Annotated in this window: 19 protein-coding genes and 1 other annotated feature; of the genes, 15 read left to right on the top strand and 4 right to left on the bottom strand. The window is 46.9% G+C overall.

The window, feature by feature from the left end; all coding sequences use genetic code 11:
* Window positions 1-28: 28 nt before the first annotated feature.
* Genes mreC through minD form a run of 4 tightly spaced genes read left to right on the top strand, consistent with a single transcriptional unit; the run spans window position 29 to window position 2,997 of the window.
* On the top strand, window positions 29-937 hold the full coding sequence (mreC, locus tag R5H20_RS16655; RefSeq protein WP_006637854.1) for a rod shape-determining protein MreC: 909 nt from the start codon (window positions 29-31) through the stop codon (window positions 935-937).
* Window positions 934-1,452: a rod shape-determining protein MreD gene (gene mreD / locus R5H20_RS16650; RefSeq protein WP_006637853.1), complete on the top strand. Its 519-nt coding sequence runs from the start codon at window positions 934-936 to the stop codon at window positions 1,450-1,452. Before mreC ends, mreD begins: the two co-directional genes overlap by 4 nt.
* A 55-nt stretch (window positions 1,453-1,507) precedes the next feature.
* Complete coding sequence (minC, locus tag R5H20_RS16645; protein ID WP_006637852.1) at window positions 1,508-2,188, top strand: septum site-determining protein MinC; 681 nt, start codon at window positions 1,508-1,510, stop codon at window positions 2,186-2,188.
* A gap of 2 nt (window positions 2,189-2,190) precedes the next feature.
* Window positions 2,191-2,997, top strand: a complete 807-nt coding sequence (minD, locus tag R5H20_RS16640) for a septum site-determining protein MinD (RefSeq protein WP_006637851.1) — start codon at window positions 2,191-2,193, stop codon at window positions 2,995-2,997.
* Between the two features lie 47 nt (window positions 2,998-3,044).
* On the opposite strand, the gene R5H20_RS16635 is transcribed toward minD, so the two are convergent.
* A complete protein-coding gene (locus tag R5H20_RS16635) occupies window positions 3,045-3,377 on the bottom strand; it encodes an ArsR/SmtB family transcription factor (RefSeq protein ID WP_006637850.1) in 333 nt (110 codons plus the stop codon).
* Complete coding sequence (locus R5H20_RS16630; RefSeq protein WP_006637849.1) at window positions 3,377-3,811, bottom strand: SRPBCC family protein; 435 nt, start codon at window positions 3,809-3,811, stop codon at window positions 3,377-3,379. The genes R5H20_RS16635 and R5H20_RS16630 overlap by 1 nt, the downstream gene beginning before the upstream one ends.
* A gap of 148 nt (window positions 3,812-3,959) precedes the next feature.
* Between R5H20_RS16630 and R5H20_RS16625 the strand changes: the two genes are divergently transcribed.
* From R5H20_RS16625 to pheA, 9 genes are all read left to right on the top strand, one after another.
* A complete protein-coding gene (locus R5H20_RS16625) occupies window positions 3,960-4,736 on the top strand; it encodes a peptidoglycan DD-metalloendopeptidase family protein (RefSeq protein WP_006637848.1) in 777 nt (258 codons plus the stop codon).
* Complete coding sequence (locus R5H20_RS16620; RefSeq protein WP_006637847.1) at window positions 4,729-5,595, top strand: M50 family metallopeptidase; 867 nt, start codon at window positions 4,729-4,731, stop codon at window positions 5,593-5,595. Before R5H20_RS16625 ends, R5H20_RS16620 begins: the two co-directional genes overlap by 8 nt.
* A 59-nt stretch (window positions 5,596-5,654) precedes the next feature.
* Window positions 5,655-5,730: a sequence feature (ribosomal protein L21 leader region), on the top strand.
* Between the two features lie 12 nt (window positions 5,731-5,742).
* A complete protein-coding gene (rplU, locus tag R5H20_RS16615; protein ID WP_006637846.1) occupies window positions 5,743-6,051 on the top strand; it encodes a 50S ribosomal protein L21 in 309 nt (102 codons plus the stop codon).
* A 12-nt stretch (window positions 6,052-6,063) separates the two neighbouring features.
* Entirely contained in the window at window positions 6,064-6,405 is a 342-nt protein-coding gene (locus tag R5H20_RS16610) for a ribosomal-processing cysteine protease Prp (protein ID WP_006637845.1), read from the top strand.
* A gap of 12 nt (window positions 6,406-6,417) precedes the next feature.
* Window positions 6,418-6,699, top strand: a complete 282-nt coding sequence (gene rpmA / locus R5H20_RS16605) for a 50S ribosomal protein L27 (protein WP_006637844.1) — start codon at window positions 6,418-6,420, stop codon at window positions 6,697-6,699.
* 244 nt (window positions 6,700-6,943) lie between these two features.
* Window positions 6,944-7,534 (top strand): sporulation initiation phosphotransferase B, encoded by a 591-nt coding sequence (locus R5H20_RS16600; protein ID WP_006637843.1) that lies wholly within the window; start codon window positions 6,944-6,946, stop codon window positions 7,532-7,534.
* A 21-nt stretch (window positions 7,535-7,555) separates the two neighbouring features.
* Entirely contained in the window at window positions 7,556-8,842 is a 1,287-nt protein-coding gene (gene obgE, locus R5H20_RS16595; protein ID WP_006637842.1) for a GTPase ObgE, read from the top strand.
* Window positions 8,843-8,937: 95 nt separating this feature from the next.
* Window positions 8,938-9,381, top strand: a complete 444-nt coding sequence (locus R5H20_RS16590; RefSeq protein WP_006637841.1) for an ACT domain-containing protein — start codon at window positions 8,938-8,940, stop codon at window positions 9,379-9,381.
* Between the two features lie 26 nt (window positions 9,382-9,407).
* Window positions 9,408-10,259: a prephenate dehydratase gene (pheA, locus tag R5H20_RS16585; RefSeq protein WP_006637840.1), complete on the top strand. Its 852-nt coding sequence runs from the start codon at window positions 9,408-9,410 to the stop codon at window positions 10,257-10,259.
* Between the two features lie 47 nt (window positions 10,260-10,306).
* On the opposite strand, the gene R5H20_RS16580 is transcribed toward pheA, so the two are convergent.
* A complete protein-coding gene (locus tag R5H20_RS16580) occupies window positions 10,307-10,849 on the bottom strand; it encodes a transcription repressor NadR (protein WP_006637839.1) in 543 nt (180 codons plus the stop codon).
* Window positions 10,818-11,996, bottom strand: a complete 1,179-nt coding sequence (locus tag R5H20_RS16575; RefSeq protein WP_006637838.1) for an IscS subfamily cysteine desulfurase — start codon at window positions 11,994-11,996, stop codon at window positions 10,818-10,820. Before R5H20_RS16575 ends, R5H20_RS16580 begins: the two co-directional genes overlap by 32 nt.
* A 98-nt stretch (window positions 11,997-12,094) precedes the next feature.
* On the opposite strand from R5H20_RS16575, the gene nadB reads away from it, so the two are divergent.
* A complete protein-coding gene (gene nadB, locus R5H20_RS16570) occupies window positions 12,095-13,669 on the top strand; it encodes an L-aspartate oxidase (RefSeq protein WP_006637837.1) in 1,575 nt (524 codons plus the stop codon).
* Complete coding sequence (nadC, locus tag R5H20_RS16565) at window positions 13,650-14,507, top strand: carboxylating nicotinate-nucleotide diphosphorylase (protein ID WP_006637836.1); 858 nt, start codon at window positions 13,650-13,652, stop codon at window positions 14,505-14,507. The genes nadB and nadC overlap by 20 nt, the downstream gene beginning before the upstream one ends.

The following is a 14,507-nucleotide window of genomic DNA, read 5'->3' as shown; positions in this document are numbered from 1 at the left end:
ACACAGGGAATAGAAGAGGTGTATAATCATGCCGCAGTTTTTTACGAATAAACGGTTGATGCTTTTACTCCTTTGTATCATCATTTTGGTGGCAATGATTGGATTTTCGTTGAAGAACGACCGTAATGCAACTTGGCCCGAAAAATTCATTGGCGATACAACTGGTGTATTCCAAAACATTTTTCATACGCCCGCCCAGTTTTTCGCGGGCTTCTTTGAAAATATAGAAGACTTAAAAAACACTTATAATGAAAATGAGCGCCTTCGGAAGAAACTTGACGGCCAAACGCAATATGAAGCAAAACTGCAGGAGCTTGAAAATGAAAACAAGTCTCTTCGCAAAGAACTCGGCCATTTGAAGTCGATCAGAGATTACAATCCGATTTTGGCTACTGTCATCGCGAGAAATCCCGACAAGTATGAATGGTGGAATCTGATTACCATTAACAAAGGCTCAAAGCACGGCGTTGAAAAGGATATGGCCGTCACGGACGAAAACGGCAACCTGATCGGAAAAATCAAAAGCACGAAAGTGAATAACTTCACTTCCACTGTTCAGCTTTTAAGCGCAACAGACAGAAACAATCGAATTTCCACCGTCATCTCGGCTGATAAAGGCAAGAAAACCGTAAACGGCATTATTAATGGTTATGACGCCGATAAAAAGGCGCTGTCAATGGAAATTATTGAGCCTGATGAAGAAAGGGAAGTCAAAAAAGGCGACCTTGTCGAAACCTCCGGGGCAGGCGGAGTTTTTCCGAAAGGCTTGACGATCGGAAAGGTGACAGAGGTCGAACCGGATTCCTACGGTTTGACGAAAATCGCTTACGTGAAGCCGGCTGCTGATTTATATAACCTTGATAATGTAATCGTCGTTGACCGGACGCTGGATACGGTCGATGTAGACAAGATGGATGAGAAGGAGGAAGGTTCGTGAAACGTTTCCTTCTTCCTGTCATCATGATGTTTGTTTTGTCATCTGAAAGCGTCTATGCCGATTTCATCAGGCTGCCCTTTACAAGCGATGACCAGCAGCTGATTCCCCGTTTTCTGCTGCTTGTCCTGGTTTTTATGACGGCCTATGTCAATCAGCCGTACGCCATTACATATGGATTTATTTTCGGACTGTTATATGATATTAACTACACTGACCTATTAGGTGTGTATATGTTCGGATTTGCCGGTATTTGCTATTTAACGTCAAAGGCGTTTAAAGTGTTGCAGACAAACGCTCTTGTCGTCATCTTTATAGCGGTGCTTGCCGTCTCTGTGCTTGAATTTTACCAATACGGCGTGCAGACGCTGATTCGCCCGGAGATCATGCCGTTCTATCAATTTGTACTGGGAAGGCTGCTTCCTACGCTCGGATTAAACGCTGTTGCGGGGATTTTGCTCATTTACCCGTTTAAAGTGTTTTTTACCAGTCTAAAGAAAGAGCTTCGGGAAGAGTAAAAAAAGGATTTTATCAAGCCGATGTCGAAATGAGTATGATGTTGAGGTGAACACCGTGAAGACCCAAAAGCAGCAATATGTAACAATTAAAGGAACGAAAAATGGACTGACGCTTCATCTTGATGACACATGCTCTTTTGAAGAATTATTGTACGGTCTTCAGGATATGCTGTCACTCGAACATTATATGGATGGGAAAGGCCAGAAAATCAGCGTTCTCATTAAGCTTGGCTACCGCTATGTGACAGAGGAGCAAGAAGCAAAGCTGACAGAAGTGATCACTGAGAAGCAGAATCTGTTTATCCACTCCATTGAAAGTGAAGTCATGACCAAAAAAGAAGCAGACCGCTTAAAAAAAGAAAGCGAAATCGTTTCTGTCGCTAAAATCGTCCGCTCGGGACAAGTGCTTGAAACAGAGGGCGATTTGCTTCTGATAGGGGATGTGAACCCGGGAGGAATGGTGAAGGCCGGAGGCAATATTTTTGTTCTCGGCTCATTAAGAGGGATTGCCCACGCTGGTTTTAATGGAAATAAACGAGCTGTTATTGCGGCTTCGGACATGAGACCGACTCAATTGCGCATCAATCATGTGCTCAACCGCTCCCCAGACCACATCCAAGAAGGGAACGACATGGAATGTGCTTATTTAGACGAAGAAGAGAATATGGTCATTGACCGCCTTCAACAATTGGCTCATTTAAGACCTAGTTTAACAAGGCTTGAGGGAGGAATGTAAAGTTGGGTGAAGCTATCGTAATAACCTCGGGGAAAGGCGGAGTAGGAAAAACGACGACATCCGCGAATCTTGGCACCGCCCTTGCCATTTTGGGAAAGCGTGTATGTCTTGTTGATACAGATATTGGATTGCGCAACCTGGATGTCGTCATGGGCCTTGAAAATAGAATTATCTATGATCTGGTGGATGTTGTGGAAGAAAGATGCAAAATCCATCAGGCGCTTGTGAAAGATAAACGTTTTGATGATCTGCTATATTTGCTTCCGGCGGCACAGACGAGCGATAAATCGGCGGTTCTGCCTGAGCAAATGGTCAAATTAATCCAGCAGCTGAAGCAGGATTTTGATTATATCATCATCGACTGTCCGGCAGGAATCGAACAGGGATATAAAAATGCGGTTTCGGGCGCAGACAAAGCCATCGTTGTCACGACACCGGAAATTTCCGCCGTTCGTGATGCCGATCGGATTATCGGTCTTCTTGAAAAAGAAGAAAACATTGAACCGCCCCGTCTGATCGTCAATCGGATTCGCAACCATTTAATGAAAAACGGCGATACTCTTGACGTTGATGAAGTGATCCAGCATTTATCAATCGAATTGATCGGCATCGTCGCTGATGATGATGATGTCATCAAAGCATCCAACAACGGAGAGCCGGTTGTCATGGATCCCAATAATAAGGCTTCAATCGCATACCGGAACATCGCCCGCCGCGTTCTCGGCGAGTCCGTGCCTTTACAGTCGTTTGAAGAAGAAAATAAAGGCGTATTTGCCAGAATCAAATCGTTTTTTGGCGTTCGCTCGTAATGCAAAAAGCAATCTCAGGTGATGAGATTGCTTTTTTTAATAGAATTTCATTCCGCATCTTCATTCTCCACATAATGCTTCAGCATGGAGAGCTTGTTATCCCAATACCGTTCGAAATAGGAGAGCCATTCTTGCAATTCAATCAGCGGTTCGGGGTGAAGCGTGTACAGTTTTTCTCTTCCCGACTTTCGTTCACTCACAAGCCGTGCATCAGACAAAATCCGCAGATGCTTGGAGACGGCTGTCCGGGTCATCGGGAAATGGCTGCTGATATCGGTAATGGGCATTTCCCGATCAGCGAGAAGCTTCAGCAGTTTTCTCCGCGTTGGATCAGCGACCGCCCGAAACACATCATGTTGTTTTTGCGCTGATGAAGACACTAGTTTTCAACAGCCTGACGAAGCTTTTTGTTGACGATCGCTTCCCAGCCGTTGTTCATTGTGTCCCGGACAGACGACTGACTTTGTCCCGCTTTTGGATTGATATCTTCAGGCTCTCCCCATCCGGAGTGAATCAGAGTAAACTCTGTTTTGCCGCCGTCTGTTTCTTTTAATTCAAATGTCACGACCCAGCCTGATGTATCCCAGCTGAAGGCGAGGCGATGCGGGGCTTCAAGCTCAATCACTTTGCACGGTGATGGACCAAACGGCGACTGCAGGGTAAATTCATATCCGATTTCAGGCTGAAAATCGTTCGGCATGAACCAGACTGATATTCCTTCGCTCGTGGCCACCGCCTTCCATACGTTTTGAATCGGTGCATCAAAAGTCACCCTTTTATGTATATCAGGCACACGATTGTTTTGTTCTGTCATTGGTAATACCTCCGTCAAAAAAAATAGAACCAAAAGGTTTCGCTTTTATTATATAAAACCTTTTGGTTTCATGTCAATGTTATCGGTATAAATATGATGGACAAGACATATCATGTACAAACCAACCTGGATGTAAAGGATGAGGGTGATGAGTCACAGAGCAGATGAAATTCGCAAAAGAATGGCGAAAAAAAGACGGAAAACGCCGGGAAACGGGGCAGACCGCTTTGATAGAACAAAGCCGCCCGCCTGGACAGCCTTTTCAGAGGATAAACCTGAAGAGTTTCCCCCATATAAGGGGAGTTCAACTCTGATCAATGGAAAGCATCCGCTTGTGAAAGCCGATGCGCTCATCATAAAATGCCTCCTGTCAGCGTGTCTCGTTCTTGTTTCTGCCATTGCCTACAAAGGCCAATTTGAACCTGTAAAACAGATAAAACCCGTGATCGGACAGGTTTTCTCAGAAGAATTTCAGTTTGCGGCCCTTGAGCATTGGTATCAATCAACGTTCGGACACCCGATTTCCCTATTTCAGCCGAAAAACGGCAAACAGACTGATCAATTAGAGGTAAACCAGGGGCTTGTCACCCCTGCGATGGGGAAAGTTCAGGAAAAATTTTCCGGTGAGGGAATTAAAGTGGAAACGGAAAGCGAAACGATTGAAAGCATGAAAGAGGGCTATGTCGTTGAAGTGGAAAAAAGCCCAGAAACTGGACTGACCGTTGTCATTCAGCATGCTGACAACAGCCATACTTACTACGGCCAGCTGAAAAAAGCGAATGTCGCTTTATACGATTTTGTCGACAAAGGAGCCAAGCTCGGAACGATTCAGCAAAATAAAGACCATAAAGGCGTCTATTATTTTGCGATCAAACAAGGAGAGGAATTTGTCGATCCGATACAGGTGATATCATTTGGTGAATAGATGGACAGAGCTCATCACAAAGCTTCATATTCATCCATTGCTATGGCTTGTGATGGCGCTCGGTTTAATGACCGGGCATGTAAAAGCATTATTTTGTTTAATGATCATTATTTTGATCCACGAGCTCGGCCATGCCGCCGCCGCCGTTTATTTTTCATGGAGAATCAAACGCATTTTTTTGCTTCCGTTTGGGGGAACGCTTGAGGTTGACGAGCATGGCAACAGACCGTTGAAAGAAGAGCTTGCCGTCATTGCGGCGGGCCCGGTCCAGCATATCTGGCTTCAATTCGCAGCCTGGCTTTTGTCAGCCAATTCGCTGATTGAACCGAAAATGTTTGACATGTTCACATTTTACAACATGACGATCCTGCTTATTAATTTGTTCCCTGTCTGGCCGCTTGATGGGGGGAAATTGCTGTTTCTGCTCTTTTCGAAATATGTTCCGTATCAAAAAGCACAGCAACTGAGCCTGTCGGTATCGTGTTTCTTTTGCGCTATATGTATCATTGCGGTGTTAGCGATTTCTCCTATGCAGCTGAGCGCCTGGGTGCTGCTCGTTTTTCTGGCCGTCTCCCTTTATCAGGAATACAGAAACAGGCATTACGCCCATATCCGTTTTCTGCTTGAGCGCTATTACGGGAAAGAGCGGGAAGTCCGCCGGCTTTCGCCGCTTACCGTTTGCGCAGATGAACAGATATACGATGTGATGCTGATGTTCAAAAGAGGCTGCAAGCACCCGATCATCGTCGAGAAAGACGGGGCAAAACTGAGCCAGCTTGATGAAAATGAAGTTCTTCACGCCTATTTTGCCGATAAGCGAACAACATCTTCAATGGAAGAGCTTCTTTTGGTGTATTGAGAAACTCATTGACATTCGGCTCTAATTTTGATATATTTTTTAATGTTATGGATGTAGCACCCGTGCTACAACCGCTCAGCACAGGTGTTAAGTGCTTTCTTAAGCCCCCTGTGACTGGCGAGTCTTAGTTTATTAGGAGGTGCAGAGATGTACGCAATTATTCAAACAGGCGGAAAACAAATCAAAGTTGAAGAAGGTCAAACAGTATACGTTGAAAAGCTTGCTGCTGAAGCTGGCGAAACAGTTACGTTTGACAATGTATTGTTTGTCGGCGGTGAAAACGTAAAAGTTGGCAACCCGACGGTTGAAGGTGCTACGGTAACAGGCAAGGTTGAAAAACAAGGCCGCGCTAAAAAAATTACCGTGTTTAAGTACAAGCCGAAGAAAAACCAACACAAAAAACAAGGTCATCGTCAGCCTTACACAAAAGTTGTCATTGAAAAAATCAACGCTTAAGGCGTGTAGGATATGATTCAAGCAACGATTACAAGATCCCGATCGAACAAAGGCATTTTGTCCTTTGAAATGTCGGGGCACGCGAATTTTGCTGAACATGGACAGGATCTCGTTTGTGCAGGAGCATCGGCTGTTGCCATCGGGGCCATCAATGCGGTCATCAAGCTGACAGGCATTGACCCGGTTCTGGATCTTGGGGAAGATGGAGGATTTTTGTCTTTTGCATTCCCCGATGAGACGGATCAGGAAGCGAGGGAGAAAGCCCAGCTGCTTCTTGAAGGCATGCTCGTTTCCCTGCAAACCATCGAACGGGACTACAAAGGTTACCTAAAAGTAACCGAGAAAAGAATATAGGAGGTGAGTTACATGCTTAGACTAGATCTTCAGTTTTTCGCTTCTAAAAAAGGAGTAGGTTCAACAAAGAACGGACGTGACTCTGAGGCAAAGCGCCTTGGTGCTAAACGTGCTGACGGTCAATTCGTAACAGGCGGTTCCATCCTTTACCGTCAACGCGGAACAAAAATTTACCCAGGTGAAAACGTGGGCCGCGGCGGAGATGACACTCTATTTGCGAAAATCGACGGAACTGTTAAATTCGAACGTTTCGGCCGTGACCGCAAAAAAGTGAGCGTATATCCTGTAGCCTAACCTTTAAACGAAACTCCGGTCGTTCTTGACCGGAGTTTTTTACATAGACCACCATTTCCCATTTAAAACGCAAAAACACTGTCCGGCAGATGGCGACCGCCGCAGCAAAAGCCGGATCCCGCTCTGATTCTGCTTCGCTTAAAGCGATAAACGTGTTTCATTTATACAGCCTTCTCTGTTATAATTCAAAGTACAAACCGAATCAGACTCCTAAAAGAGAGACCAAACGATTGGGAGTGCCAAAATGGAAGAAATTTCGAAAAAACGAGAAAAGAATATGGATGATACGGCTTTGACCCATGAGCTCATCCACTTACTCAGCCATTCAAGACACGACTGGATGAATAAACTTCAATTGATTAAAGGAAACCTAACATTAAAGAAATATGACCGCGTGTTTGAAATCATTGACGAAGTGGTCATAGAAGCTCAGCATGAATCAAAGCTTTCAAACCTGAAAATACCGCGTTTTGCTTATGATTTGCTTACATTTAACTGGACGGCTCATTCACTGACTCTTGAATATGAGGTGATCGGGGAAGTCAGGGACCTTTCTGCCTATGATGAGAAACTTGTGATTCTCGCCAGAAAGCTGTTCCGGATTTTTGACGACTCCGTTTCCGAAGGCAGTGAGAATCATTTAACCTTTACGCTCCAGACGGATGGGCCTGACGGCAGTCTCGTCATCTACCTGGACTTTCACGGCGTCTTCACAAAGCTGACCGGTTTTGAAGAATTACACCAATCAGATGAAGATTTTTATCAAATCAAGCGGCTTGATGTTTCAGATCGGGAATGTCTTGCTGAAATCCATATCAAGTCATGCGGTTTTTGAAGGAATAGAACGGAGGACATTATGTTTGTTGATCAGGTAAAAGTATATGTTAAAGGCGGAGACGGAGGCAATGGAATGGTCGCTTTCCGCCGCGAAAAATATGTGCCTAAAGGCGGCCCCGCAGGCGGAGACGGCGGAAAAGGCGGAGATGTTGTTTTTAAAGTCGACGAAGGCCTGAGCACACTGATGGATTTTAGATATCAAAGGCATTTTAAGGCGCCGCGCGGAGAGCACGGAATGTCCAAAAATCAGCATGGCAGAAATGCGGATGATATGGTCGTTAAAGTTCCGCCGGGCACCGTTGTCATTGATGATGATACAAAACAGGTCATCGCCGATTTAACAGAGCATGGACAGGAAGCCGTCATTGCTAAGGGCGGCCGCGGCGGCCGTGGGAATACGCGGTTTGCCACGCCAGCAAATCCGGCTCCTCAGCTTTCAGAAAACGGCGAACCGGGCAAAGAGCGCTATGTCGTTCTTGAGTTGAAGGTTTTAGCCGATGTCGGGCTTGTCGGTTTTCCGAGCGTCGGAAAATCAACGCTTTTGTCTGTCGTTTCTTCGGCAAAGCCCAAAATCGCCGATTACCACTTTACGACGCTCGCCCCGAATCTGGGGATGGTTGAGACCGATGACGGCCGCAGCTTCGTGATGGCCGATCTGCCGGGACTGATCGAAGGGGCTCATGAGGGCGTTGGCCTCGGCCATCAATTCCTCAGACATATCGAGAGAACGCGTGTCATTGTTCATGTGATTGACATGTCCGGCCTTGAGGGACGTGATCCTTATGAGGATTATGTGACAATCAACAAGGAGCTTGAGCAGTATAATCTCAGGTTGACCGAACGGCCGCAGATCATTGTCGCCAATAAAATGGACATGCCTGAGGCGGAAGAAAATCTCAAGGCGTTTAAAGAAAAGCTGACAGATGATCATCCCGTTTTTCCGATCAGCGCGATTACAAAACAAGGATTGCGGGATCTGCTGTTTGAAATCGCCGACCGCCTGGAAACAACACCGGAATTTCCTCTTTACGATGAGGAAGAACTCACCGAAAACAGAGTCATGTACAAATTGGAAGAGGAAGAGGCGCCATTTGAAATTACACGTGACCCTGACGGCACCTTCGTTCTGACGGGGGCCAAGCTAGAACGCTTATTTAAAATGACTGATTTTTCAAGGGACGAATCTGTCAAGCGGTTTGCCAGACAGCTTCGCGGAATGGGCGTTGATGACGCCTTGCGCGCGCGGGGAGCAAAAGACGGGGATATCATCCGTCTCATGGAGTTTGAATTTGAATTCATTGACTGATCATGCCGGAGAGTTTGCCATTGCAGACTCTCCGCATGTTAACTGTTAGAACGCTTTTTTAGGATACAGGGTTTTTTAAAAGGAGAGAAAAGTCAGTGAAAGAGGAGACCTTTTATCTTGTCAGGGAAGACGTACTGCCTGAAGCGATGCGGAAAACGCTTGAGGTTAAAAAGCTGATCGAACGGAAGAAAGCCGAATCTGTAGCTGAAGCCGTCCAAAAAGTCGATTTGAGCAGAAGTGCTTTTTACAAGTACAGGGATGCGGTGTTTCCTTTTTATACAATGGTCAAGGAACAAATCATTACGCTTTTTTTTCATTTGGAAGACCGTTCGGGCACATTGTCCCACCTGCTTCAGGTCGTCGCCGAATCGGGCTGCAACGTTCTGTCGATTCACCAGACCATCCCCCTACAGGGAAGGGCGAATGTCACATTATCCGTCAGTACGAGGGGAATGGTCGGAAATGTTGATTTGCTGATGAACAAATTAAGAAAGCTGGAATTCGTAGAAAAGGTCGAAATACTAGGTTCGGGCGCTTAAGGGAGAGAAGTGTATATACTATGAATATGAAAGTCGGTTATTTAGGTCCAGAAGCTACATTTACCCATTTGGCCGTCTGCTCTTGTTTCGCAGACGCCAATCAGCAAGCATATAATACAATACCTGCCTGCATGGACGCAGCCATGAACGGTGAAATCGATCTGGCTGTCGTTCCCCTGGAAAATGCGATCGAAGGATCGGTCAACCTGACAATCGATTATTTGATACATGAACAGCCGCTTTATATTGTCGGGGAAATCACGGCGCCGATCCGCCAGCATTTGCTTGTCCATCCTTCGAGAAAAGAAGAATGGGAGGATATCGAGAAAATTTATTCCCATTCACATGCGATTGCGCAGTGCCATAAATTTTTGCACGGCCAGTTTGAGTCTGTTCCGTTTGAATATGCCACTTCAACGGGAGCCGCTGCAAAATATGTAAGCGAAAACCCTGGAAAAAACATCGCGGTGATCGCCAATGAAATGGCGGCGAAAACATATGAATTAGACATTGTAAAACGGGATATTCATGATTATGAACATAATCATACCAGATTTGTGATGCTCCATCCGGATCAACATACTTCCATTCAAGTCAATCCCGAATTGGCAGCAAGACCGAAGACCACATTGATGGTGACGCTTCCTTCAGACAGATCAGGGGCGCTTCATCAAGTGCTGTCCGCGTTTGCCTGGAGAAATTTGAATCTTTCCAAAATTGAATCCAGGCCGACAAAAACCGGGCTTGGAAATTATTTTTTTATTATTGATATTGAAATGGCGTTAGACGAGGTTTTGATCCCTGGTGCTGCAGCAGAGCTTGAAGCATTGGGCTGCAAAGTAAAGATGCTCGGGACTTACTATGCGTATACAATATAATGAAAAAGGTCCTTTGCCGTCATGGCAGAGGACCTTTTGTTTTTGCCTTATTCGGGAATTAAGATGCCCGCTTTTTTCAGAGCGTCACAAACTTGGTCAATTTTCTCTTCATCATCTGCCACCAGGGTGTGAAGGTGTATGCCGTTTGTCAGCTGTGACAGGTAAGCGGCTTTTGTGGACGAGATTTTTTTCACAAAATCGGAGACTTCCTTTCTCGTGCTAACTCTGATCGATGCAGTTAGATCACCGTATACGGGATGCTCGATCGTGACATCTTGAACCGTCACTCCAAAATCGACAATCATGTTCAGCTCTTCTTCCGTTCTGCCGGGTTCGTGATCGCAGGCGATGATGCGCTTGACCGGCTGTTTATCGGCCGTTTGCGTCCGCAAATACATATATCCTTGGCTTGTGGCTATAATCGGTTCATTTTTGGCTTTTAATAAAGAAATATCCTGCACAATCACCTGTCTTGAAACCGCAGCTTTTTTCGCCAGCTCGCCGCCGGTTAGAGGCGCCTCTGATTCTTTCAGCCAAGCGAGCAGCCGTTCGCGGCGCTCACTTCCCGTGAGTTTTACTCCGTCTGTCAATCCGATGGTCTCCTTTCTCATGATTCATAGCTTCAAATACATCCAACAATTGATCGATGTGTTCTTTGGATGTGTCAGATCCGAAGGAAATGCGGATGAATTGAAGAGCCTGTTCCCTTTGGATGCGAAGGGCCTTCATCGTGTTTGACGGCTCATGATAGCCGGCGGAACACGCGCTCCCCGTTGAAATACAAATTCCCCGCCTGTTACATTCCAGCATAACATATTGTCCTTCATAGGAATGAAAAAAACAACCCAAAATATGCGGAAGCACTTGAAGCTGAGGCGAATCCGGGACCGCAGAGGAAATCGGAAGCCGCCGCTCCCGTAAACCGCGGAAAAAATACGAGCGCAGCTTTTGGTGTTTTTCCAAAACGGCGTCCATGCCGCTGACCGTCCGTTCTGCTGCTGTGATAAAAGCGCCGATTCCAGGTACGTTGACGGTTCCGCTTCGAAAGCCGTTCTCATGCAGTGTGCCTGGATAGGCCGGTTTCCAGTTTACGCCAGGGCGGATATAAACAGCGCCAGTGCCTTTAGGTCCGTAGACTTTATGGCTTGACACAGATAAAGCGTCGACACCAAGCTGTTCAACGCTGACGGGAATTTTGGCAAATGTCTGAACGGCGTCGCTATGCAGAAGGACATCCCGTTCATGCAAAAAGGCGGACAATTCGGCGAGCGGCTGGATGACTCCTGTTTCTGAATTGGCGTGCTGGATCGAAACAAGCCCAGTATCAGGGCGGAGGTGCCGTTTTAAAATATCGGTTGTGATGATCCCGGAAGCATCGGGTTTCATCACGCCAACCTCATAGCCCAGCTCCGCCAGATACCGCTTCAAAATATGCATGGATTGATGCTCCATTTCCGTCATTAAAAAATGGCGTTTCCCTGAAGGGAGGCCTTTCAAGATCGATTGGACGGCCAAGAAATTAGACTCCGTACCCCCGCTCGTAAAATAAATACCTTCTGCCTCACCTGACATCATCTCTGCCAGCTTCATACGGCAGTAATGCAAAATGCTTTCCGATGTTCCGCCCGCATCATGCAGGCTGCTTGAATTGCCGTAAACTTCAGTGCTGAGCTTTTGAAACGCTTGAACGGCCTCCCGTAAGACAGGGGTTGCCGCTGCATAGTCAAGATAAATCACCTGTTTAGACTCCCATTCTGTAAAAAATACTTGAGTTTATTTTATCTATATGTAAATATAGGTGTCAAGACACATGTAAATTCACAGGGGGAATCATCATGTCATGTCAGACCATTATTGTCGTCGGAGCCGGAGCGGCTGCGCTGTCTTTTGCTGCGGCAATGCCGCCTTCATATGAAGTCATTGTTATTACGAAAGAATCTGTGCATGACAGCAATTCGACACTTGCTCAAGGCGGTATTGCCACGTCTATAATGCCGGAGGACTCCATTGTTCAGCATGCAGAGGATACATTATACGCCGGCTGCGGCCACAATCATGTAGAAACGGTCAATGATGCCATTGTTGACGGACATCGGCTCGTTCATGAGCTGATCAGCCAAGCGTTCCCATTTGACAAAGACCAGCAAGGGCGCCTCAGGCTTGGAAAAGAGGGGGCGCACTCGGCCAACCGGATTTTGCATGCCGGCGGAGATGCGACAGGAAGAATGCTGATTCGTCATTTAGCCGACAAGCTCGGTTCGAATGTCGTGCTGAAGGAGTATGAAGCCGCTGCTGATTTATGGATCGAAAATGGCTGCTGTGCGGGCGTCTGGACAAAAGATAGCACGGGAGAGGTTCGCTTGAGAAAAGCGGATGGTGTTGTGCTGGCTACGGGAGGATGCGGAAACCTTTTTCAAATGCATACGAATGACCGCTCGGTGACAAGCGACGGGCTTTCACTTGCATACCGAGCCGGGGCCGAACTGACCGATTTGGAGTTTGTTCAGTTTCACCCCACACTTCTCGTGAAGAAAGGGCTTGCCCTCGGTCTTGTTTCAGAGGCTGTGCGCGGGGAAGGCGCCGTCCTGATAGATGAAAACGGACAGAGGGTCATGGAAGGGGTGCATCCTATGAAGGATTTGGCGCCCCGCGACATTGTATCAAGAGCGATTCATCATAAACAGAAAGCCGGGAGCCGTATATTTTTGGATATCACGAGCATACCGGACTTTACCCAGCGGTTTCCGACGATTTCTAGTCTCTGTGATAAAGCGGGAATCTCAATCGAACAAGGGCGGCTTCCCGTATCGCCGGGGATGCACTTTTTAATGGGCGGGGTATCTGTCAACAGGTGGGGAGAAACGGCCGTTCCACATCTTTATGTCGTCGGGGAAGCGGCATGTACGGGATTTCACGGGGCCAACCGGCTGGCAAGCAATTCTCTTCTGGAATGTCTTGTTTACGGAAAAAGAGCGGCAGAACGGATACAAACAATGAAACACAGAATGCCCCTCAGCGGAAAAGCGCCAAAACCGGAAGAGATTGTATTTTCCGTCCCTGAATGCAGCTTGGAGGACATCCAGAAAAACATGACGGCTCATGTTTCAATGATCCGCTCAGAAGCCGAACTGCGGAATGTGAGAAATTGGCTTGAAGAGATGCCGGTTCAGCGTATAAATGTGAAGGATATCACAAAAGCAGAGCTTGAATTGGCGCATTCGTGGCAGACGGCCAAGCTGATGACAGACTCAGCTCTTCTTCGGACAGAAAGCAGGGGGGGGCATTTCCGTTCAGATTTTCCTGCAAGAGATGATGCAAACTGGAAAGGAAAACAAATCGTCCATTCAAAAGGACGGATCGCGATAAGACACAACGAAGGGATTGTGAATCATGCAGCAGCTCATGCTTAAGCACATGCTTGAACATTTTTTCAAAGAAGACATCGGCTGGGGAGATCTCACTTCACAGGCCGTTTTTAGTGAAGACCATATATGCGAGGCTGCCATTTCTGCCAAGGAAAACGGCGTGTTTGCAGGGGCGATGGTCATAAAGGAAGGATTCGCCCTGATCGATCAAAAAATCGCCGTTGACATCAATAAAAAAGATGGTGAACCTGTTGCAACAGGAGAAGTGATCGCCCGCCTCAAAGGTCCTGCGGCTTCCCTTTTGACAGGTGAACGGGTCGTTCTGAACCTCATCCAACGAATGTCGGGAATCGCCACGCTGACGAAGCGGTCGGTGATGCGGCTAAATGATCCCGATATCAGGATATGCGATACAAGGAAGACGACTCCCGGCCTCCGCATGCTTGAAAAATACGCCGTCAAAATAGGAGGAGGCTTTAACCACCGTTTTGGACTGGACGGCGGCATCATGATCAAGGATAACCATATTGCGGCCTGCGGTTCAATCGGAAAAGCGGTGGAAAAAGCGCGGGCAGCCTGTGGGCACATGGTCAAGATTGAAGTGGAAATCGAGTCTGAGAAAGAGCTCGCAGAGGCGGTCGAAGCAGGGGCCGATATCATTATGTTTGACAACTGTCCTCCGGAGACGGTTCGGCGATTTTCGGATATGACGCCTCCCGGCATTATAACGGAAGCCTCTGGCGGCATATCGTTCGAAAACCTGCCGGCGTACAGGGGGACGGGGGTTGATTATATTTCTCTAGGCTATTTAACACATTCGGCAAAGGCCGTTGATTTTAGCATGAATGTCAATTTGAACAAAATGATCGGATTGGAGAGGTAA

It is taken from the genome of Bacillus sp. KICET-3 (assembly GCF_033261025.1).
Lineage (GTDB): Bacteria > Bacillota > Bacilli > Bacillales > Bacillaceae > Bacillus > Bacillus sonorensis.
Note: the sequence above shows the minus strand (reverse complement) of the source record. Positions and strands in the feature narration are given on the sequence as shown.

What these genes read in the sequence shown, in the direction of transcription:
- mreC (WP_006637854.1), top strand. Translation starts at nt 29, where the DNA reads ATGCCGCAGTTTTTTACGAATAAACGGTTGATGCTTTTACTCCTTTGT.
- R5H20_RS16630 (WP_006637849.1), bottom strand. Translation starts at nt 3,811, where the DNA reads ATGACAGAACAAAACAATCGTGTGCCTGATATACATAAAAGGGTGACT.
- R5H20_RS16625 (WP_006637848.1), top strand. Translation starts at nt 3,960, where the DNA reads ATGAGTCACAGAGCAGATGAAATTCGCAAAAGAATGGCGAAAAAAAGA.
- rplU (WP_006637846.1), top strand. Translation starts at nt 5,743, where the DNA reads ATGTACGCAATTATTCAAACAGGCGGAAAACAAATCAAAGTTGAAGAA.
- R5H20_RS16610 (WP_006637845.1), top strand. Translation starts at nt 6,064, where the DNA reads ATGATTCAAGCAACGATTACAAGATCCCGATCGAACAAAGGCATTTTG.
- rpmA (WP_006637844.1), top strand. Translation starts at nt 6,418, where the DNA reads ATGCTTAGACTAGATCTTCAGTTTTTCGCTTCTAAAAAAGGAGTAGGT.
- R5H20_RS16600 (WP_006637843.1), top strand. Translation starts at nt 6,944, where the DNA reads ATGGAAGAAATTTCGAAAAAACGAGAAAAGAATATGGATGATACGGCT.
- obgE (WP_006637842.1), top strand. Translation starts at nt 7,556, where the DNA reads ATGTTTGTTGATCAGGTAAAAGTATATGTTAAAGGCGGAGACGGAGGC.
- pheA (WP_006637840.1), top strand. Translation starts at nt 9,408, where the DNA reads ATGAAAGTCGGTTATTTAGGTCCAGAAGCTACATTTACCCATTTGGCC.
- nadB (WP_006637837.1), top strand. Translation starts at nt 12,095, where the DNA reads ATGTCATGTCAGACCATTATTGTCGTCGGAGCCGGAGCGGCTGCGCTG.
- nadC (WP_006637836.1), top strand. Translation starts at nt 13,650, where the DNA reads ATGCAGCAGCTCATGCTTAAGCACATGCTTGAACATTTTTTCAAAGAA.